Source organism: Jatrophihabitans sp., assembly GCF_046262535.1.
Lineage (GTDB): Bacteria > Actinomycetota > Actinomycetes > Mycobacteriales > Jatrophihabitantaceae > Jatrophihabitans.
In genome coordinates this window covers 1-19496 of record NZ_JBHEMO010000051.1, presented here as the reverse complement: position 1 = coordinate 19496, position 19496 = coordinate 1, and the positions used below count along the sequence as shown (strand labels likewise).

18 protein-coding genes and 1 pseudogene are annotated in these 19496 nt (G+C 71.2%); 11 read left to right on the top strand and 8 right to left on the bottom strand.

The window, feature by feature from the left end:
* Positions 1-4: 4 nt before the first annotated feature.
* Positions 5-1219 carry an alkane 1-monooxygenase gene (locus ABR571_RS08145; RefSeq protein WP_409452690.1) on the bottom strand — a complete coding sequence of 405 codons (1215 nt, stop codon included), beginning with the start codon at positions 1217-1219 and terminating at the stop codon, positions 5-7.
* Between the two features lie 181 nt (positions 1220-1400).
* Between ABR571_RS08145 and pafA the strand changes: the two genes are divergently transcribed.
* From pafA to ABR571_RS08110, 7 genes are all read left to right on the top strand, one after another.
* Positions 1401-2759 carry a Pup--protein ligase gene (pafA, locus tag ABR571_RS08140; RefSeq protein WP_409452689.1) on the top strand — a complete coding sequence of 453 codons (1359 nt, stop codon included), beginning with the start codon at positions 1401-1403 and terminating at the stop codon, positions 2757-2759.
* 75 nt (positions 2760-2834) lie between these two features.
* Entirely contained in the window at positions 2835-3851 is a 1017-nt protein-coding gene (locus ABR571_RS08135; protein ID WP_409452688.1) for a helix-turn-helix transcriptional regulator, read from the top strand.
* A complete protein-coding gene (locus ABR571_RS08130) occupies positions 3851-4804 on the top strand; it encodes a helix-turn-helix transcriptional regulator (RefSeq protein WP_409452687.1) in 954 nt (317 codons plus the stop codon). The genes ABR571_RS08135 and ABR571_RS08130 overlap by 1 nt, the downstream gene beginning before the upstream one ends.
* A gap of 10 nt (positions 4805-4814) precedes the next feature.
* Positions 4815-5021: a hypothetical protein gene (locus tag ABR571_RS08125; RefSeq protein WP_409452686.1), complete on the top strand. Its 207-nt coding sequence runs from the start codon at positions 4815-4817 to the stop codon at positions 5019-5021.
* A gap of 11 nt (positions 5022-5032) precedes the next feature.
* Complete coding sequence (gene tatC / locus ABR571_RS08120; protein ID WP_409452685.1) at positions 5033-5902, top strand: twin-arginine translocase subunit TatC; 870 nt, start codon at positions 5033-5035, stop codon at positions 5900-5902.
* 42 nt (positions 5903-5944) lie between these two features.
* Entirely contained in the window at positions 5945-8662 is a 2718-nt protein-coding gene (locus ABR571_RS08115; protein ID WP_409452684.1) for a DEAD/DEAH box helicase, read from the top strand.
* Between the two features lie 133 nt (positions 8663-8795).
* Entirely contained in the window at positions 8796-9881 is a 1086-nt protein-coding gene (locus ABR571_RS08110; RefSeq protein ID WP_409452683.1) for a hypothetical protein, read from the top strand.
* Here ABR571_RS08110 and ABR571_RS08105 read toward each other — a convergent pair whose 3' ends face one another.
* Together ABR571_RS08105 and ABR571_RS08100 are read right to left on the bottom strand one after the other, a co-directional pair.
* Entirely contained in the window at positions 9882-10775 is an 894-nt protein-coding gene (locus ABR571_RS08105; RefSeq protein ID WP_409452682.1) for a 5'-3' exonuclease H3TH domain-containing protein, read from the bottom strand. It lies immediately after the preceding gene.
* An 87-nt stretch (positions 10776-10862) separates the two neighbouring features.
* The gene (locus tag ABR571_RS08100; RefSeq protein WP_409452681.1) at positions 10863-11879 is read right to left on the bottom strand and encodes a LacI family DNA-binding transcriptional regulator; all 1017 of its coding nucleotides are present in this window, start codon (positions 11877-11879) and stop codon (positions 10863-10865) included.
* An 89-nt stretch (positions 11880-11968) separates the two neighbouring features.
* On the opposite strand from ABR571_RS08100, the gene ABR571_RS08095 reads away from it, so the two are divergent.
* From ABR571_RS08095 to ABR571_RS08085, 3 genes are read left to right on the top strand one after another with little or no spacing between them, the layout of a single operon-like run.
* Positions 11969-13492, top strand: coding sequence for an amidohydrolase (locus ABR571_RS08095; RefSeq protein WP_409452680.1), 1524 nt, complete (start codon positions 11969-11971; stop codon positions 13490-13492).
* A gap of 43 nt (positions 13493-13535) precedes the next feature.
* On the top strand, positions 13536-15131 hold the full coding sequence (gene lnt, locus ABR571_RS08090; RefSeq protein ID WP_409452679.1) for an apolipoprotein N-acyltransferase: 1596 nt from the start codon (positions 13536-13538) through the stop codon (positions 15129-15131).
* Positions 15128-15883 (top strand): polyprenol monophosphomannose synthase, encoded by a 756-nt coding sequence (locus ABR571_RS08085; RefSeq protein WP_409452678.1) that lies wholly within the window; start codon positions 15128-15130, stop codon positions 15881-15883. The genes lnt and ABR571_RS08085 overlap by 4 nt, the downstream gene beginning before the upstream one ends.
* Positions 15884-15938: 55 nt before the next feature.
* Here ABR571_RS08085 and ABR571_RS08080 read toward each other — a convergent pair whose 3' ends face one another.
* The gene (locus tag ABR571_RS08080) at positions 15939-16286 is read right to left on the bottom strand and encodes an RNA polymerase-binding protein RbpA (RefSeq protein ID WP_409452677.1); all 348 of its coding nucleotides are present in this window, start codon (positions 16284-16286) and stop codon (positions 15939-15941) included.
* 158 nt (positions 16287-16444) lie between these two features.
* On the opposite strand from ABR571_RS08080, the gene ABR571_RS08075 reads away from it, so the two are divergent.
* Positions 16445-16855 carry a hypothetical protein gene (locus ABR571_RS08075; RefSeq protein WP_409452676.1) on the top strand — a complete coding sequence of 137 codons (411 nt, stop codon included), beginning with the start codon at positions 16445-16447 and terminating at the stop codon, positions 16853-16855.
* A 2-nt stretch (positions 16856-16857) separates the two neighbouring features.
* On the opposite strand, the pseudogene ABR571_RS08070 reads toward ABR571_RS08075, so the two are convergent.
* From ABR571_RS08070 to ABR571_RS08055, 4 genes and pseudogenes are all read right to left on the bottom strand, one after another.
* Positions 16858-17263: pseudogene (locus ABR571_RS08070) on the bottom strand (thymidine kinase); the annotation flags it as partial.
* 46 nt (positions 17264-17309) lie between these two features.
* The gene (locus ABR571_RS08065; RefSeq protein ID WP_409452675.1) at positions 17310-17987 is read right to left on the bottom strand and encodes a glycerophosphodiester phosphodiesterase family protein; all 678 of its coding nucleotides are present in this window, start codon (positions 17985-17987) and stop codon (positions 17310-17312) included.
* A gap of 74 nt (positions 17988-18061) precedes the next feature.
* Positions 18062-19168 (bottom strand): DUF4878 domain-containing protein, encoded by a 1107-nt coding sequence (locus tag ABR571_RS08060; RefSeq protein ID WP_409452674.1) that lies wholly within the window; start codon positions 19166-19168, stop codon positions 18062-18064.
* 58 nt (positions 19169-19226) lie between these two features.
* On the bottom strand, positions 19227-19496 hold a 270-nt coding region (locus ABR571_RS08055; protein ID WP_409452673.1), incomplete at its 5' end, for an AMP-binding enzyme.

Below are 19496 nucleotides of genomic sequence, written 5' to 3'. Positions count from 1 at the left end.
GATCTCAGGCGGCGGCGGAGGACGCGGAGCCGGCCGGCCGCGCGTACGTCGCGAGAATCCGATCGCGCTTGCCCGGATCGATGTTGGCCAGCGTGACGTCGCCGCCGTAGTGGGCGAGCACCCGCTTGTCCATCACGCGGCGCCACAGCGGGGGGACGTAGGCGAGCACGATCATGGCGGCGTACCCGGCGGGCAGCTGCGGGGAATCGTCGAAATGGCGCAACGCCTGGTAGCGCCGGGTCGGATTGGCATGGTGATCGCTGTGCCGCTGCAGGTGGTAGAGGAACAGGTTCGTCGTCAGGTGGTTGTTGTTCCAGCTGTGCCGCGGCGTCACCCGCTCGAAGCGTCCGTTGGGCAGCTGCTGGCGGCGCAGGCCATAGTGCTCGAGGTAGTTGACCGCCTCCAGCAGGCTAAAGGCGAGGACCGCCTGCAGGAGCAGGTAGGGCACGATACCGACGCCGAACAGCACGATCAGGGCGGCCCACAGGACGGCCGTCATGGCCCAGGCGTTGAGGACGTCGTTGCGCAGCGTCCACACGCCCTTGTCCATCCGGCGCAACCGGGTCTTCTCCAGGCGCCACCCGTTGCGCACGCTCCCGACGACGGTGCGCGGCCAGAACGCCCAGAAGGTCTCGCCCAACCGGCTCGACGCCGGATCGTCCGGCGTCGCCACCCGTACGTGATGCCCGCGGTTGTGCTCGATGAAGAAGTGTCCGTACCCGCAGGGGGCCAGCGCGATGCGGGCGAACCACCGTTCCAGGTGTTCCTTCTTGTGGCCCAGCTCGTGTGCGGTGTTGATCGCGATGCCGTTGAGCATGCCGAGCGTGGTGGCGATGCCGAGCTTGTCGATCACCGGCAGGCCGCCGTTGCGGGTCATCAGCCAGAAGCCGGTGAACAGTGCGGCGAATTGGCAGGGCAGGAAGAGGTAGGTGACCCAGCGGTAGTAGCGGTCCTGCTCCAGCCACGCGACGACATCTTCGGGTGCGTTGCTCTGGTCGTCACCGATGATCAGGTCCAGCGTCGGGATCAGGACGTAGACGACCATCGGCCCGATCCACCAGAACAGCCCGAGTCCCGTGGCGTTGACCAGGCCCCACCCGGCGAAGAGGAACAGCGGGACGACGGTGCCGAGCAGCCAGAGGTACCGCTTGCCGTCGCGCCAGTCCGGTCGTTCGCCGGTGAGCGTCGCCCGCCCGGAGAGATTTGCTGAATCGCTCATGCTCGGCTCCCAATCCGTCGACGTGAGACGGGGTTGACACGAGACGGTCTCGCGTCCTGGTGGTTTACAACAGCATGCGGCATGTAAAGCAAGAACGCAAGACCTGCCAACGGCCGCGTCCGACCGGCAGATGGTCGACTCCGCGGTTAGGGTGGAAGCAGCGAGGAGCTGGAGGAACAGCGTGCACAAACGGATCGTCGGAATCGAGAACGAGTACGGCGTCACGTGCACGTTCCACGGCCAGCGGCGTCTGTCGCCCGATGAGGTCGCGCGCTACCTGTTCCGGCGGGTCGTGTCCTGGGGCCGTTCGTCCAACGTCTTCCTGAAGAACGGCGCCCGCCTCTACCTCGACGTCGGCAGTCACCCCGAGTACGCGACGCCGGAGTGCGACTCGCTCGAGACGCTGGTAGCGCACGACAAGGCGGGGGAGCGGGTTCTCGAGGGTCTGGTGGTGGACGCCGAGAAGCGCCTGCACGACGAGGGCATCGCCGGCGACATCTACCTGTTCAAGAACAACACCGACTCGGCCGGCAACTCCTACGGCTGTCACGAGAACTTCCTCGTGGGCCGGCACGGCGAGTTCAGCCGGCTGGCCGACGTGCTCATCCCGTTCCTCGTCACCCGCCAGCTGATCTGTGGCGCCGGGAAGGTGTTGCAAACGCCGCGCGGCGCGGTGTACTGCGTCAGCCAGCGGGCCGAGCACATCTGGGAAGGCGTCTCGTCGGCGACCACCCGCAGCCGGCCGATCATCAACACGCGCGACGAGCCGCACGCCGACGCCGAGCGGTACCGCCGCCTGCACGTCATCGTCGGTGACTCGAACATGAACGAGGCCACGACGCTGCTAAAGGTCGGCTCGGCCGATCTCGTGCTGCGGATGATCGAGGGCGGGGTGACGTTCCGCGACCTCACGCTCGAGAACCCGATCCGGGCGATCCGCGAGATCAGTCACGACCTGACCGGAACCCGGCCGGTCCGGCTCGCGGCCGGGCGCAGCGCGTCGGCGCTGGAGATCCAGCGCGAGTACTACACCAAGGCCGTGGACTTCCTGGCCCGGACCGGTGAGGACGCGTCGTCCAAGCGGGTGCTCGAACTCTGGGGACGGACGCTCGACGCGGTCGACAAGCAGGACCTGTCGATGATCGATCGGGAGATCGACTGGGCCACGAAGTATCAGCTCATCGAGCGGTACCGCGCCAAGCACGACCTGCCGCTCTCCTCGCCGCGCGTCGCCCAGCTCGACCTGGCCTATCACGACATCTCGCGGACCCGCGGGCTCTACTACCTGCTTCAGGCCCGGGGCGCCGTCGAGCGGGTCGTGTCCGACCTGTCGATCTTCGAGGCCAAGAGCGTGCCCCCGCAGACGACGCGGGCGAAGCTGCGCGGCGACTTCATCCGGCGGGCCCAGGAACGGCGGCGTGACTTCACCGTCGACTGGGTGCACCTCAAGCTCAACGACCAGGCCCAGCGGACGGTCCTGTGCAAAGACCCGTACCGCAGCGTCGACGAACGGGTCGAGAAGCTCATCGCCTCCATGTGAGCACATCGCGTCGGATGTAGTTGCGAATGGGATCGGGTTCGCCAGCCGGGGGGCGAATGCGGAAAGATCGAACACATGAGCACCCGGGTCGCGCGCGCCACCACGCGGCGGGGACGCGGGGGGATTAGTTTCGAGGACATGGCGGCCCGGCGTGCAGAGCGACTCGTCAACCTGGTCATCTGCCTGCTGTCGACCCGCCAGTTCCTGAGCGCCGAACGGATCCGCGACGCCGTTCCCGGCTATGAGGGCGCCGACGGCTCGAAGGCGACCGACGAGGCGTTCAAGCGCATGTTCGAGCGGGACAAGGCCGAGCTGCGTGAGCTCGGTATCCCGCTGGAGACCGGCCGCAACAGCCATTTCGACAGCGAGGACGGCTACCGCATCCGCCGCGGTGACTATGAGCTGCCGCCGATCGAGTTCGACGCGGCCGAGGCGGCAGCGGTCGGTCTGGCCGCGCGCCTGTGGCAGTCGGCCACGCTGGGCGAGGCGGCCCGGTCGGCGCTGATCAAGCTGCGCGCCGCGGGCACCGAGGTGCACGCTGCGGACGCTCCCGGCGCGGTGCCGCTGCTCGACGCCAGCGACCCCAGCCTGCCCACGCTGCTGGAGGCCGCCCGCACGGCGACCGTGGTGAGCTTCGACTACGTCAAGGTCGGCGCGACGGTTCCCGAGCAGCGCACGCTCGAGCCGTGGGGCGTCCTGTCGTGGCGCCGGCGCTGGTACGTGGCCGGTTTCGACCGCGACCGCGGCGAGCCGCGCAGCTTCCGGCTGTCCCGGATCACCGGCAACGTGAGCGCCGTCGGCAAGGCGGGGGCCTTCAGCCGGCCCGAGAAGGTCGACATCCTCGAGATGGTGGCCGGGGGATGGCCCGACGACGAGCGGCGGGCGCTGGTGCGGGTGTCCGGCTCGGGCGCCGGCCAGCTCCGCCGCATCGCCGAGTCGGAGATCGACGGCGTCCTGACGATCAGCTTCAGCGACCCGAGCCGGATGGCCCGGGTGATCGCCAGTGCCGGATCCAGCGCCCAGGTGCTGTCGCCGCCCGACCTCGTCGCCGCCGTCGTCGAGCGGCTCCGGGCCGCGGCCGGGGGGATCTGATGGCGGCCACGTCCAACGAGGAGCGGTTGCCGCGCCTGCTCGCGCTCGTGCCGTACCTGCAGGCCCGCCCCGGTATCAGCGTGGCCGAGGCGGCCGCCGACTTCGGCGTCACCGAACAGCAGTTGCGCCGCGACCTGACGCTGCTGTGGATGTGTGGCCTGCCCGGCCACGGCCCGGGTGACCTGATCGACCTGGCCTTCGAGGGCGACAGCGTCTCGGTCGTCTTCGACGCCGGCATGTCGCGACCCCTGCGGCTGACCGCCGAGGAGGCACTCGCGCTGGTCGTGGCACTCCGCACGCTCGCCGAAACCCACGGACTGGCCGACTCCGATGCCATCAAGAGCGCGCTCGCCAAGGTCGAGACCGCCGCCGGCGGCGCCGTGGACGACTCGACGGTCGCCGTTGAGCTCGACCACGACGAGCGGCTGCTTGTCGTGCTGCATCGCGCCATCGAGGACGGGCGCGCGTTGCGGCTCGTCTACTACAGCGCGTCGCGGGACGAGACCGGTGAGCGGACCGTAGATCCCCTGCGAGTCTTCGAAGCGGACGGCCGCACCTACCTCGAGGCGTGGTGCCGGCAGGCCGAGGGCATGCGGCTGTTCCGGCTCGATCGCATCGAGGACGCCCGGGTGCTGCCCGAGGCCGCGCACATCCCGGACGACGTGCAACCTCGCGACCTGACCGAAGGCGTCTTCCGCCCGGCGTCGGAACACCTGCTCGTCGAGTTGCGGCTCGGCCCGGCGTATGGCTGGGTCGCCGACTACTACGTCGCCGAGGACGTCGTGGAGGAGGGCGAGCTGCTCCGGGTCAGCCTGCGGGTCGCCGATCCCGGGTGGGTGCGGGCGCTGGTGCTGGGCTCGGCCGGTCAGGCCGAGGTGCTGTCGCCCGACTGGCTCGCCGAGGGCATCCGCACCGAGGCGGCGCGCGCTCTGGCCGCCTACGCCGCGAAGTAGAGTTCCGGACGTGCACTGGGTCCCGATCGTCGCCTGGGCCGCCGCCGCCGTGGTGGCGCTCGTCGTCCTCGGGTTCTGCGCCTACGAGATCACCTGGAAGGCCAAGCGGCTCCAGCGTGATCTCCGGATGCTGCAGGCCGTCGCGGGCCAGGCGGCCGAATTGCGCGGCCGGGTGGCCGAGACGCAGGAACGCATCGCCGCCGCCGGTCTGCGCTGACCGTGGTCGCCGTGCGCCGCCGGCGCGTCAAGAACCCGGACGGGCGCATGCCGGTGCTCGACCACCTGCGCGAGCTCCGTCGTCGGCTGATCATCATCGTGCTGTTGGTCGCAGCGGGCGCCGTGCTCGGCTGGTACTTGTACCCCCACACCCTGAACGTCCTGCGTCATCCGTACTGCTCGGTCCCGGAGAAGTTCCGTTACACCCCGAGCCGCTCCACCAACTGCGTGCTGATCTACCACGGCGCCCTCGACGGGTTCATCACTCGGCTGAAGGTGTCGGTGATCAGCGGCGCGGTCTTCACCGGGCCGTTCTGGCTCTACCAGGTGTGGGCGTTCATCACGCCGGGACTGCGCAAGAACGAGCGCAAGTACACGCTGATCTTCGTCATCGCCTCCACCATCCTGTTCGCGGCCGGTATGGCGTTGGCCTACGTCGTCCTCTCCAAGGGGTTGCGCATCCTGCTCGAGCAGGCCGGCAACGGAACCCAGGCGCAGCTGACGGTCAGCGACTACATCTCCTTCGTCACGCTGATGTTGGTGGTGTTCGGCGCGGCGTTCGAGTTGCCCTTGCTCGTCGTAATGGCGAACGTCGCCGGCGTGCTCCCGGCCCGTCTGTTGCGCCGCTCGCGGCGGATCGCGATCTTCCTGATCTTCCTGTTCGCGGCGGTGGCGACGCCCAGCACGGACCCGTTCACCATGTGTGCGATGGCGTTGCCGATGGTGGTTCTCTTCGAGGTCGCGATCCAGATAGCGATCGTCCACGACCGGCGCAAGGCGCGGCGACAGGCCGAGGAGCGGGCCGAGCAACACCTCGACGACGACGTGCCCTCGGCGGTCGACGCGATCCCCGAACGGCTGGACTGGTCGGACTCCACCTGACCGGTCGCCGGGCGGCGCCGGGCCGCGTCCTACTGTGGAGGAATGTCCTCGCCGAGTGAGCGGTACGCCGCTGCGCGGCGCCGGGCGGCCCGTCCCGTCCTCGCCGATTTCCGGGCCGGCTATCCCTTCGAGCTGGACCCGTTCCAGGACCAGGCCTGCGTCGCCCTCGAGGACGGCTACTCGGTTCTCGTGTGCGCACCGACCGGCGCCGGGAAGACGATCGTCGGCGAGTTCGCCGTCCACCTGGCGTTGGCGGCTGGGCAGAAGTGCTTCTACACCACGCCTATCAAGGCCCTGTCGAACCAGAAGTACAACGACCTCGTAGCTCGCTACGGCGTCGACCAGGTCGGACTGCTGACCGGCGACAACGCGGTCAACTCCGACGCTCCGGTCGTCGTGATGACTACCGAGGTGCTGCGCAACATGCTCTACGCCGGCAGCACCTCGCTCACCGATCTCGGCTACGTCGTCATGGACGAGGTGCACTACCTCGGCGACCGCTTCCGCGGCGCGGTGTGGGAAGAGGTGATCATCCACCTCCCGGCGGCCGTCCGCCTCATCTCGCTGTCCGCGACGGTGTCAAACGCCGAGGAGTTCGGCGAATGGCTGGTCACAGTACGGGGGGAAACCTCGGTGATCGTGCACGAGCAGCGGCCGGTGCCGCTGTGGCAGCACGTGCTGGTCGGCTCGCGCATGTTCGACCTATTCGGTGGCGACGGCACGACCCTCGACGCCGCCCTGTTGCGGCATGTGGCCGAGCGCACCCGTTACCTGGACCCGATCCCGGGACGGCGCAGCGCCCGATCGGGCCGCGGTTGGCGCCCGCCGCACCGGCCCGACGTGATCGCCCGGCTCGACCGCGAGGGACTGCTGCCGGCGATCACCTTCATCTTCAGCCGGGCCGGCTGCGACGCGGCCGCGCGGCAGTGCGTCCTCGCGGGCATGTGGCTCACCACCGAGGACGACCGCGAGGAGATCGACCGCGTCGTCGAGGAGTTCACCGCGAGCGTGCCGCCCGAGGATCTCGACGTGCTCGGCTTCTGGGAGTGGCGTGAAGCGTTGCGGCGGGGGTTCGCGGCCCACCACGCCGGGCTGATCCCGGCGTTCAAACAGACGGTCGAGGAACTGTTCGTCCGCGGTCTCGTCCGCGCGGTCTTCGCCACCGAGACGTTGGCGCTCGGTATCAACATGCCGGCCCGAACCGTCGTCCTCGAGCGGTTGACGAAGTTCAACGGCGAAGGGCATGCCGACATCACGCCGGGGGAGTACACGCAGCTGACCGGCCGCGCCGGGCGCCGCGGCATCGACATCGAAGGGCATGCCGTGGTCGTCTGGACGCCGGAGGTCGACCCGCAGCGGGTGGCGGGGCTCGCGTCCACTCGGACCTATCCGCTGCGGTCGACGTTCCGCCCGTCCTACAACATGGCCGTGAACCTGGTCGATCAGATGGGCCGACCGGCCGCGCGGGACCTGCTCGAGTCGTCGTTCGCGCAGTTCCAGGCCGACCGCGCGGTGGCCGGGCTGGTGAAGCAGATCCGCCGCAACGACGAGACGTTGCGCCAGTATGCGGCGCAGATGCAGTGCCACCTCGGCGACTTCGTCGAGTACGTCGACCTGCGGCGCCGGCTGGGCGAGCGCGAGGCAATGCTCGCGCGTGAGGGCTCGAAGGCGCGGCGCGGCGCGGTCGCGGCCTCGATGGAGAAGCTGCGTCGCGGCGACGTGATTCGGGTTCCGCGCGGACGCCGCGCCGGGCTGGCCGTCGTCGTCGACCCCGGCGTGCACTCGACCGACGATCCCCGGCCGCTGGTGGTCACCGAGTCCAAGTGGTCCGGCCGGCTGACGATGCTCGACTTCCCCACCGCGGTCGACGTCTTGGGAACGGTGCGGGTCCCGAAGAACGTCAACCACCGCTCACCGCAGGAGCGCCGGGACCTGGCCGCGAGCATCCGGGCCCTCGACGTGCCCGATCCGCAACCGGCCCGGCGCAAGGCGGTTGGACCGGATGACGACGAAGAGGTGCTGCGGCTTCGCCGGGCCTTGCGCGCTCATCCGTGTCATCAGTGCGCCGACCGCGAGCAGCACGCGAGGTGGGGAGAGCGGCACACCCGGCTCAGTCGCGAGAACGACGGCTTGCGCCGGCGCATCGAGGGCCGGACGGGATCGCTGGGCCGGATGTTCGATCGCATCTGCCGGCTCCTGGACGACCGCGGGTACCTGCAGGGTGACCGGACGACGCCGGCCGGCCGGCGGCTGGCCCGCATCTGGTCAGAGGCCGACCTGCTGGCGGCCGAGTGCCTGCGCGCCGGGGCGTGGGACGCGCTCGAGCCGGCCGAGCTGGCGGCTGTCGTGTCGACGCTGGTGTACGAGCCGCGCCGTGACGAGGCGTTCGTCGACACGATGCCGACGCCGGCCGTGCGCACGGCCCTGGCGGCGACCTCGCGGCTGTGGGCCGACCTCAGCGACGACGAGGCGGAAGTCGGGCTGCCGCGCAGCCGCGAACCACAGGTCGGCTTTGTCTGGGCCACGTACCGCTGGGCTCGGCAGGAGCGTCTCGACCGGGTGCTCGCCGTGGCGTCCGAGCGTGGCAACGAGGTGTCGGCCGGCGACTTCATCCGGTGGTGCAAGCAGGTCATCGACCTGCTCGACCAACTCGCGAGTGCGCCGGCGCCGGCCCGCGAAGGGGCGGCAGTGGCGGCGACCGCGCGGGCGGCGGTGTCGGCGCTGCGGCGCGGAGTCGTCGCCCAGAGCATGCAGCCCTGACGGCGACATCGTCGCCGACCTCTGCCGGCACCGTGTCCATTCATGCCGAACTTCAGCGCACGCAGTAGCGTGATCCGAGCCGCGGGCCCGACGCATGACCCGGCCCGGACGATCGACAGAGAAGGTGCCATCGATGAGCGAATCGGGGACGAGCGACTCCGGCAACCCGACCGGGTCCGAGCCGCAGAGCGCACCGCCGGACCGGCCGGCCGAGGCGGCGCCGCGGGGTGAGGGGCCGGCCGAGCCGGTGGGCGTCCCGACTTGGCAACAGCCCTCGCCCGGCGCTGATGAGGCGCCGAGCCAGCCGCCGTACCAGTCGTACCAGCCGCCCGCACCCGCCGGCCAGCAGCCGTATCAGCCGCCCGCTCCGGCCGGCCAGCAGCCGTATCAGCCGCCGGTTTACGGTCAGCAGCCGTATCAGCAGCCGTCCTTTGGCGAAGGCGCCGGGGACTCGAGCACCCAGGTGATGCCGAGCGTCCCACCGTCGCCGTACGCACCGCCGAGCGGGCAGTCATACGGTCAGCCCGGGCCCGGATCGTCCGACACCGCCCAGTACGGCGGCGCCGCGCAGGGGTACGGGCAGCAGTCGGGCTACCAGCCCACGCAGTCCTACGGCGGATACGGCCAGCCCGAACAGCCGACGTACAACCAGCCGGGGTATCCGGGCGGGCAGTCCTACGGGTCGGACCAGTCCTACGGGTCAGACCAGTCCTACGGCCAGCCGGGACAGGGGTACGGCGCGCCGGCCTACGGGTCGCCGGCGTACGGGTCGCCGGCGTACGGCGCGCCGGGCTACGCCGCCCAGGGCTACGCCGCCCAGGGTTACGGGGCGCCGCAGTACGGCGCGCCGGGCGGGTACGGGCAGGCGACCGGTTACACCCAGCAGCCGGGCTTCGGCCAGCAGTACGGCCAGCAACCGCCGCCGGCGGCCAAGAAGAGCCGCAAGGGCCTGCTGATCTCCGTCATCGCACTACTGGTTGTCGCCGCCGTGGCGGTCGTCCTCGTGCTGACGGTGTTCAAGGGCGACAAGAAGCTGAGTCACACCGCGGTCGAGCGATTCATCAGCAGCAAGCTCGGCGCCACGAACGTGAGTTGCAACGGCGGCAACGACTTCACCATGAAGAAGGACGGCGACACCTTCACCTGCACGGCGGCCGGCGGCAAGTCCTTCACGGTGACGATCAAGGACAAGGACAAGGGCAACTACCAGGTTCGGTGATCAGCCGTGCGCTGTGGCGATTGCTTTCTTCATCCGTTGGACCGAACTGGTGATACCTAACTCGGCAGCCAGTTCGTCCAGCCGGTCGGGGTGGCGTGGTTCGAGGTAGAGCGCGTCGTCGATGACGTCGAGGGGGACGTCGAGCCGCCCCCGAACGGCCGCCGGCGCCACCGCCAGGTAGTCCTTGGCCGCGCGGACCTTCCCCGCGGCGCCGGCCGGAAAGCCGTCGTCGCCGGCGGCGGCCGCCTCGAGCATGGCCTCGACGCTGCCGAAGCGGGTGACCAGCGCCGCGGCGGTCTTCTCGCCGATCCCGGCAACGCCGGGCAGCCCGTCACTCGGGTCGCCCCGCAGCACCGCGAAGTCGGGATAGTGCTCGGCGGGCACGCCGTACTTGGCCAGAACGTCGGCCGGCCCGAGCTCCTCGAGCTTGGCGATCCCCTTGCCGGTGTAGAGGACGGTGACCCGGTCGGTGGCCAGCGCCAGCAGGTCGCGATCGCCGGTCACAACCTCGACCGGGTCGGTGTCGCGATGTGCGAGCGTCGCGATGACGTCGTCCGCCTCGAACCCGTCGGCGCCCGCGCACGCCAGTCCGAACGCGCCGAGCACCTCGAGCAGCGCCGGGATCTGCGGCCCGAGCAGGTCCGGGATCTCCTCGCTGCCGTCCCTCGCCACCCGGTGCGCCTTGTAGGACGGGACGAGCTCGACCCGGAACGCCGGGCGCCAGTCGAGGTCCAGACAGGCGACCCAGCGGGTCGGCCGCCGCCGCTCGATGAGGGAGGCCGACATGTCCAGGAACCCCCGGATGGCGTTGACGGGGCGCCCGTCCGGCGCGGTGATGGTGTCCGGTAATGCATAGAACGCGCGGAAGTAGAGGCCGGCAGCGTCCACCAACATCAAACGCGTCCGAGCCTCGCTTCGCTCGTTCGGCCGGCGAAGCCGAGATGCCCGTGTTCGCTCGCTGCGCTCGCTCATGCCGGCACCCTACGGGCGGGAGGTGACGCTGCTGCCGCGGACCACCAGCTCGGTGGGCAGCACGACCGCGGGATCGCGGGGCAGCTCGTCCGCCGCGTCGGCGATCAGGGTGAGCAGGCGGGTCGTGACGTCGAGCGCCTGGTCCGCGACCGGCTGGCGGACCGTCGAGAGATCCATCAGCTCCGACAACGGCTGGTCGTCGAAGCCGATGACGGCCACATCCTCGGGTACCCGAAGCCCCGCGCGGCGGATCTCGCGCAGTGCCCCGTAGGCCATCTCGTCGCTCTCGGCGAACAGCGCGGTGGGCCGATCGGCGAGCCCGAGCAGCCGCCGGGCCGCCTCCTGGCCGCCCTCGACGGTGAAGTAGCCCAGCTGCTCGAGTTCCGGGTCAGCCGACAGGCCGGCCGCCCGCAGGGCATCGCGGTAGCCGTCGCGCCGGTGCAGCGGCGGCGTGAACGCCATCGGGTCGTCGGTGTCGCCGCCGATCAGGCCGATGCGCCGGTGTCCCTGCGCCACGAGGTGGTCGACGGCGCTGCGGGCGGCGGCGACGTCGTCGATGCGCGCGGACAGGAAGCCGTGCCGCTCGAGCCCGAGCAGCCCGACCGGGCGGCTCAGCTCGGTGAGCGCTTCGAATTCCGTGTCCTCGAGGACGAGGCTGGCGATAAGCACGCCGTCGACCCGCTTGCGCATCGGCATCACGTCGAAGAACCGGGCCCGCCCCTCTTCGTCGCCGAGGTTGTAGAGCAACAGGTCGAACCCCGCCCGCCGCAACGCCGATTCCACGGTGGAGATGACCTCGGCGAAGAACCACCGATTCACGAAGGGCACGACGAGTCCCACTGTGGTCGTGCGGCCGCTCGCGAGCCGGGCGGCGAACGGAGAGGCGACGTAGTTGAGATCGGCCGCGGCGGTCATCACTCGGTCGCGGGTGGCCGCGGCCACGTCGGGCAGGCCGCGCAGGGCGCGGGACACGGTCGCGATCGAGACGCCGGCCCGGCGGGCCACGTCCTCGATACTGGCGACCATCGCGGCTCCCTGCGTTGAGTTCTGTAAACGCTACCGCCGCCGCCGTGCGGGAGCGACGCCGCACCGGGCCGCGGTGGCAGACTTCGGCCGTGCCGACTCTCTACCGCAACGGCCGGGTGTACAGCCCCGCGAGCCGCAACGCCTCGGCCTTCGTCGTCGAGGCCGGCACGCTGACCTGGATCGGCGACGAGACCGGGGCCGGCGAACGGACCGGCGCGCGGGTGATCGATCTCGGTGGTGCGTTCGTGGCACCGGCGTTCGTCGACGCGCATGTGCACGCCACCTCGACCGGTCTGGCCCTCACCGGCCTCGACCTGCGCGCGAGCGGGTCGGTCGCGGAGGTGCTCGACGCCGTGGAGAGGGCGTCGCGAGCCGCTCGAGGCCGGCCGGTCCTGGGCAGCGGCTGGGACGAGACCCGATGGCCGGAGCGGCGCCCGCCGACGGCGGCCGAACTGGACCGCGCCTCGTACGGCGGTGCGGTCTACCTGGCCCGGGTGGACGTCCACTCGGCGGTCGTGTCGTCGTCATTGATGGCCGCCGTGCCCAGCGTGCGCGGAATCGAGGGCTTCTCGCCGGACGGCTGGCAGCGCGGCCCGGCCCACGACCCGGTCCGGGTCGCCGCCTTCGCCGCGCTGACCTCCGGGCAGCGCCGGGATGCCCAACGGGCGGCGTTGCGCCGGGCCGCCGAACTGGGTATCGCCTGCGTCCACGAGATGGCCGGGCCGGTGATCTCCAGCGAGGACGACCTCGCGGAACTCATGGCGCTCGCGGCCGACGAACCGTTGCCGGAGGTCGTGGGCTACTGGGCCGAACTGTTCGGCATCGACACCGCGCGCGAGCTCGGGGCCGTCGGCGCCGCCGGGGATTTGTTCTGCGACGGATCGCTGGGCTCGCACACCGCCGCGCTGCTCGAGCCGTACGCCGACCGGCCGGACACGTCCGGACTGCTCCGCTTCGAGACCACCGACGTCGCCGAGCACATCGCTCGGTGCACGAAGGCGGGGCTGCAGGCCGGATTCCACGCGATCGGCGACGCAGCGGTCGACCAGGTCCTCGATGCCGTCGACCTCGTGACCGAACGGCTCGGCCGCCCCGGCGGGGCCGGACACCGGATCGAGCACGCCGAGTACGTGCGGAACCCGGCGCGCCTGGCCGCGTCCGGGCTGATCGCCTCCGTCCAGCCCGGCTTCGACGCGCTGTGGGGCGGAACGGACGGCATGTACGCCGACCGGCTCGGCGCCGGCCGGGCCCTCGAGCTGAACCGATTCGCCGAGCTGGCCGCGGCCGGCGTGCCGCTGGCCTTCGGCTCCGACGCGCCGGTGACCGAGCTCGGTCCATGGGCGTCGGTCCGCGCGGCGGCCCACCCGTCCGCCTCCGGCGCGGGGGTCACCCCGCGCTCGGCCTTCGCCGCCCACACCGACGGCGGATGGCGGGCGGTCGGGCGCGGCGGCGAAGGGGTGCTCACCGCCGGGTCGTCGGCCACGTTCGCCGTTTGGCAGACGGCCGACCTGCGCGAGGGCCTGCCCGACATCGCTCCGGGAGCCGAGCTGCCGGCCTGCCTGGCCACCGTCGTTCGTGGGAAAGTGATCCACGACGCCGGCCTGCTCAGCTGAGAACCCGCGGGCCGGGCGGGGGCCGCTCGGCGATACTGGTCCGATGCGTCCGCGCCGCGACCCTGCGTTCCCCGTCAGGTGGGCCGCGCTGGTCGCTGCCGGCGGCGGATTCGCCGGCGTCCTGGCCTTCCCCCGGTTCGGCCTCTGGCCGGCCGCGTTCGTCAGTGTCGCGATGCTGTCGCTCGCCCTGGACGGCCGATCGGCGCGCACCGGAGCGTGGCTCGGGTACGTGTACGGCGCGGCCTTCCTCCTGCCGCTGCTGCACTGGACCGGAATCTACGTCGGACCAGTGCCCTGGCTGATCCTCGCGTTGGCCTTCGCCGGGTTCTTCGCGGTGCTCGGCGCGGTGCTGCCGATCGTCGCCCGGCTGCCCGCCGGCCCGCTCTGGGTCGGCGCCGCCTGGGTCCTGCAAGAGGCACTGCGCGACCGGTTGCCCTTCGGCGGGTTCCCGTGGGGCCGGCTGGCGTTCAGCCAGGCGGAGTCGCCGCTGCGGTGGTTCGCCGCCCTCGGCGGGGCACCCTTGGTGACCTTCGCGGTGGCGCTCGCCGGTGCCGGGCTCGCCGCAGGCGTACGGGCCGGGTGGCCTTTCGAACGGCGCGGCCTGCTGACCGGAGCCGCCGTGCTGGCGGTCGTGCCGCTACTCGGCCTGCTGCTGGCCTGGCCGCTGCACCCCGCGCCCGACCGCGACGCGCCGACCGAGACGATCGCGGTTATCCAGGGCGGCCTGCCCGACCGCGGGCTCGGCTTCGAGGACCGAGCCGAGCAGGTGCTCGACAACCACATCCGGCAGACCGACACACTCGCGGCCGAGGTCCGGGCCGGAACGGTGGCCCGACCGGCCCTCGTCCTGTGGCCGGAGAACGCGTCCGACGTCGACCCGTTCCAGAACCCGGCTGCATTCAAGAAGATCGACCACGCGGTGAAGACGATCGGCGTGCCGGTGCTCGTCGGCGCGATCCTTCATGGACCCGGCGCCCACCACCGCCGCAACGTCGGCATTCTCTGGTCGCCCACGACCGGCCCGGGCGCCCGCTACGTCAAACGCCACCCGGTCCCCTTCGCCGAGTACATCCCGCTGCGTGGCATCGCCGAATGGGTCAGTTCGGACGCCAAGACCGTCACCCAGGACATGGTCGCGGGCGGCGGCAACGGCCTGCTGCGCGGCGGCCCCGTCCCCATCGGCGACGTCATCTGCTTCGAGGTCGCCTACGACGACCTCGTCCGGTCCTCGGTCTCCGCGGGCGCGCAGCTGCTCGTCGTCCAGACCAACAACGCCACGTTCGGGCACACGCCCGAGACCTACCAGCAGCTGGCCATGGCCCAGCTGCGGGCGGTCGAGAACGGCCGGACGGTCGTCCAAGCGGCGACGACCGGCAAGTCCGCCGTCATCGGTCCCGACGGCGTGGTGCGTGCGCAGTCCGGCCCGCTCTTCGGCGCCGACATCCTGGTCCAGAACGTGCCGCTGGGCACGGCGAGGACGCCGGCCACCCGCCTCGCGGCGCTGCCCGAGTACGTTCTCGCTGGGCTGGCCGTTGCCGGAGTGGCGGCCGTGGCCGTGGCCGATCGCCGCAGACGTCGCCCCGATGTCGAGCACGACGACTCGATCGCCGACCCGCACGAGGAGATGGTGCAGGCGTGACGACGCCCGACCGCGTGCTGGTGATCATCCCGACCTACCAGGAGCGCGAGAACATCGAGCCGATCGTCGAGCGGGTACTCACCTCCGTCCCGTCCGCTGACGTCCTCGTCGTGGACGACGGTAGCCCGGACGGTACGGGCAAGGCGGCCGATGCCATGGCCGACGAGGACCCGCGGGTGCATGTCCTGCACCGGACGGAGAAGGCCGGCCTGGGCGCCGCCTACATCGCCGGTTTCGACTGGGCCCTGGACGCCGGTTACGGCGTGCTGGTCGAAATGGACGCCGACGGCTCGCACGCCCCCGAGCAGTTGCCCCGGTTGCTCGCAGCGCTGGACCGGGCGGATCTGGTGCTGGGCTCGCGGTGGGTGCCCGGCGGAGCCGCGGTCAACTGGCCCCGGCGGCGCGAACTGCTCTCCCGCGGAGGGAGCCTGTACTCGCGGATGGCCCTCGGCATCCCGTTGCGCGACGCGACCGGCGGCTACCGCGCCTTCCGCAGAGAGGTCTTGGAGGGCATCGACTACGCCGCCGTGGCGTCCGAGGGGTACTGCTTCCAGGTCGATCTCGCCCGCCGGGCGATCGACGGCGGCTATCGGGTGGTCGAGGTCCCCATCACCTTCGTCGAACGGGTGCGCGGCGAGTCGAAGATGAGCGGCGCCATCGTGCGCGAAGCGCTGGTCAAGGTCACCCAGTGGGGCGTGGCGCATCGGTCCGGCCAGGTGCGCAGCGCAGTCCGTCGGCGACGCGCGGGCTGAAGAACAGCAACGCCGTCCGGACGGTGTCCGGACGGCGTCATTGTGACGGGGTGGATCAGGCCGACTTGCTCCCGCGACGGGCACGCAACACGTCGAGCCGTTCGGCGAGAACCTCTTCGAGGTCGGCCACCGTGCGGCGCTCCATCAGCATGTCCCAGTGCGTGCGCGGAGCCTTGACCTTCTTGGCCTCGGGCTCCGGACCGTCGATGAGCTGCGCTGCCGTGCCGTCGAGCCGGCACTCCCACGTGGTGGGGAGTTCCGCCTCTTCGGAGAACGGGACACTGAATTCGTGCCCGCGAGCGCAGCGGTACGCGGCCACGTTGCGCGGCGCCGGTTCGGCGCCGTACTCGGTCTCGTAACTGATCGCGCCCAGCCGACTGCCCCGCAGTGTTCGATCTGCCATAGTGGGCAGCACCTCCCGGACGTCTAGATGTTAATAAGGTGTTACGACTCTCAACGAGTCGCACCTCGGAATGATTCCCACATGCTGATGGCGGTAACCCCGGGGGCGGCTGTCGGCTCAGGCCCGTGCCAGGCCGACGAATCGGGAAAGGGATTGCCATGGTCATCTCCGGACGACGCGTTTCACTGCCCGAGCCGGAGGCCTTGGCGCTGCAGATCGCTGCCGGTCGGGCCGTGATCGGCGCGGTCATCCTGGCCGATCCCGTCCGCGCCGCCCGGATGCTCGGCGCCGACACCGCGACCGCCCAACGGGTCTCGTGGCTCACCCGGATGCTCGGTGTGCGTGACAGCGCGCTCGGCGTCGGCGGGGTGGCCGCGGTCCGGCAGGGCAGCGGGGCGGCTCCGTGGATTCTGGCCGGCGCCGTCGCCGATGCGGCCGATGCCGTGGTCCTGGCCGGCGCGCTCAAGGCAGGTCGGGTCAAAGGCCTGGGGGCCTCCGGCACCGTGCCGTTCGCCGCCGCCGCGGCCGTGCTCGGTGCTGCTACCGCACTGCGGCTGCGGCGCCGCTGAACTCAGACGTCAAGTGCGAGCTGCCCGCGGCTGACGTCCTGCCCGAGGTCGCCGCGCCGGTCATGCGCCCGGCAGAGCACCTGCTAGCGGACCTCGTCCGCGCCGCCCGCGGTATCGCCGACGACGACCGTGTCGCCCTCTCGCGCGACCCGTCCGTCGACCACCCGTGCATTGAGCTGCCCGGGCTGACCGCACCAGCACAACACCTCGACAGTCCACGATCAGATAGTCCACGCGCTGCCCGGCCGCCCACTGCGCCTGGACGAGGAGGCGGATGTCGGTGTCCGCGATCTCGACGGCCGGGCGCGTGAGGCCGACCCGCGTGGTGATCAAGGGCGGGCCCGACCGCTCATAGCAAACCAGCAGCATTCCCGAGCGACCCTGCCGGGCGTCGTTGTGGTCGATCTGCCGGCGAGGGCACCGACCTGCCGCACGTCCGCCACGTCGAAGGACCCTAACCCTGCCACTGGCCCCGGCTGATGAGCAGGTCGCGCAGGACGTCCGCGCGGTCGGTCATTACGCCGTCGACGCCGAGATCGAGCAGCCGTGTCATCTCGGCCCGGTCGTTGACCGTCCAGGCGTGGACGGGCAGCCCGAGGCCGTGGGCGGCGGCAACGTAGCGGGCGTCGACGAAGACCCGCCGCCCGACGCGCGCCGGCACCTGGGCACACCGGCCGGCCAGACCGGGTCGACGCCGGCCGCCGGAACCAGGCGCCTTCAGCCGCATCGCCGCGCGGGGGCCGAGCGAGGTGCACAGCCGCGGTCCCAGGGCTCGGCGCATCGCATTCACCCGGCGGGTCGAGAACGCACCGACGCAGACCCGGCTCAGGGTGCCCGTGTGCCGGATCGCGTCCGCCGTGGGGCCGATCGACCGGTCGGCCTTGACGTCGAGATTCACGAAGGTGTCCGGCCAGGCGGTCAGGAGGTCGATCAGTCGGGGGATCGGTTCGATCCCGCCGATCCGCGCCTCTCGGACGACCGACCAGGGCAGGTCGGCGATGCGGCCGGGCCGGTCGGTAACCCGGTCCAGGGTGGCGTCGTGGAAGGCCAGCGCGACCCCGTCGGCGGTGACGCGGACGTCCGTCTCGAGGTAGCGATAGCCCATTTCGACCGCGCGCGCGAACGCCGACATCGAGTTCTCCGCACCGTCCGGCGCGAAACCGCGGTGGGCGAAGGCGATCGGCGGCGGGGACTCCAGGAAGCCGGTCAGCGCTTCTCGACCTTCGTGATGTAGAACTTGCCGTCCGCCTCCTTGGTCGCGGTGACCTCGAGCGTGGAGCTTCCGTCGATGCTCTTGAACTCCGTCGTCGAACCACTGCCGCCCGACGTCGGGCTGTACAGACCCGACCCGCTCGTCTTCAGACTGTTCGTCACCGACTTGGGGACGGCGTCCTTGTAGACGCAGCCCTGGGCGAAGTCGGTCTGCCCGATCTCGGCCAGGCCGACATAGGTGATCGCGGTCGAACGCGCTGCCGTGGCGAAGCCGCACGGGTTGGAGAACGCGGGGATGGAGGGGAGGTTGACCGACGGGAGGTTCAGGGACGGCACGCTCAGGGACGGCAGGCCGACCGGGAGGGATGCCGCGGACCCGCTGGGCACAGCACCGACCGAGCCGCCGCCGGAGGCCGCTCCGCCGGTGAGACACACCTTCCAGTCGCCGCCTTCCTTCACGACCGGGAACTGGGGGGCGCTCGGCAGGCCACTCGCCGTGGTGACCCGCACCTTGACGACGGCGTGGGTCGGGTCGACCTGGCGGACCGAGCCGATGGAGTAGGACGTCACCTTGCCGTTGCGCTGCAGCTGGGTGAGCATCCCGCCGGCGATGTCGCTCTGGCACAGCACGGCCCGGGCGGCGCCCACGTCGCCGGTCTTGCCGGCCTCCAGTAGCTTCTGGACCGCGTGCTTCGGCCCTGACGCGTTCGCATCGCTGCCGGAGAAGAGGAAGTAGGCCCCCACGCCCGCCGCCACGAGGACCGCCACGATGATCGAGGCCCACAACCCGGTGCGCGTGCCGGGGCTGCCGGTGTTCGCCGGCGCGGCCCCGGTGTAGGGCGACAGTCCGTACTGGGGCGGCTGCTCGCCGTACTGGGCCCCGTACTGGGGCCCGTACTCGGGTGGCTGCTCGCCGTACTGGCCCCCGTATTGGGGCGGGTACTGGGGCGGCTGCTCGCCGTATTGGGGTGGCGGGCTGTAGGGCGGCGGCTGGCCGAAGTCCGGCTGCTGTCCGAACTCGGGATGCTGTCCGTAGTCCGGCTGCTGACCGGCACCTTCCCCGGGCGCGTCGCCCTGGCCTGGCTGCCCCTGATCGGTCATGAACCCGTCCCCCTGTCCTGCCGGACGCGCTGTGTCGCGACCCGCGGAACACTATCGGTCAGGAGAGCTCTCCGCGCAGTAGCTTGCCAGTGGCATTGCGCGGCAGGTCGGCCACGAACTCCACGTCGCGCGGCACCTTGTGCCGCGCCAGGTTGGCCTTCACGTGGGCGCGGACCGTGTCGGCATCCAGTGACTGCCCGAGGCGCAGCACGAGGAACGCCTTGAGCCGTTGCCCGAACTCGTCGTCCGGCACGCCGATCACCGCGGCGTCGGCGACGGCTGGGTGTTCCACCAGCAGATTCTCGACCTCAGCCGGAAAGACGTTCTC

What these genes read in the sequence shown, in the direction of transcription:
- ABR571_RS08145 (WP_409452690.1), bottom strand. Translation starts at nt 1,219, where the DNA reads ATGAGCGATTCAGCAAATCTCTCCGGGCGGGCGACGCTCACCGGCGAA.
- ABR571_RS08135 (WP_409452688.1), top strand. Translation starts at nt 2,835, where the DNA reads ATGAGCACCCGGGTCGCGCGCGCCACCACGCGGCGGGGACGCGGGGGG.
- ABR571_RS08130 (WP_409452687.1), top strand. Translation starts at nt 3,851, where the DNA reads ATGGCGGCCACGTCCAACGAGGAGCGGTTGCCGCGCCTGCTCGCGCTC.
- ABR571_RS08115 (WP_409452684.1), top strand. Translation starts at nt 5,945, where the DNA reads ATGTCCTCGCCGAGTGAGCGGTACGCCGCTGCGCGGCGCCGGGCGGCC.
- ABR571_RS08110 (WP_409452683.1), top strand. Translation starts at nt 8,796, where the DNA reads ATGAGCGAATCGGGGACGAGCGACTCCGGCAACCCGACCGGGTCCGAG.
- ABR571_RS08105 (WP_409452682.1), bottom strand. Translation starts at nt 10,775, where the DNA reads ATGTTGGTGGACGCTGCCGGCCTCTACTTCCGCGCGTTCTATGCATTA.
- ABR571_RS08100 (WP_409452681.1), bottom strand. Translation starts at nt 11,879, where the DNA reads ATGGTCGCCAGTATCGAGGACGTGGCCCGCCGGGCCGGCGTCTCGATC.
- lnt (WP_409452679.1), top strand. Translation starts at nt 13,536, where the DNA reads ATGCGTCCGCGCCGCGACCCTGCGTTCCCCGTCAGGTGGGCCGCGCTG.
- ABR571_RS08080 (WP_409452677.1), bottom strand. Translation starts at nt 16,286, where the DNA reads ATGGCAGATCGAACACTGCGGGGCAGTCGGCTGGGCGCGATCAGTTAC.
- ABR571_RS08075 (WP_409452676.1), top strand. Translation starts at nt 16,445, where the DNA reads ATGGTCATCTCCGGACGACGCGTTTCACTGCCCGAGCCGGAGGCCTTG.
- ABR571_RS08065 (WP_409452675.1), bottom strand. Translation starts at nt 17,987, where the DNA reads ATGTCGGCGTTCGCGCGCGCGGTCGAAATGGGCTATCGCTACCTCGAG.
- ABR571_RS08060 (WP_409452674.1), bottom strand. Translation starts at nt 19,168, where the DNA reads ATGACCGATCAGGGGCAGCCAGGCCAGGGCGACGCGCCCGGGGAAGGT.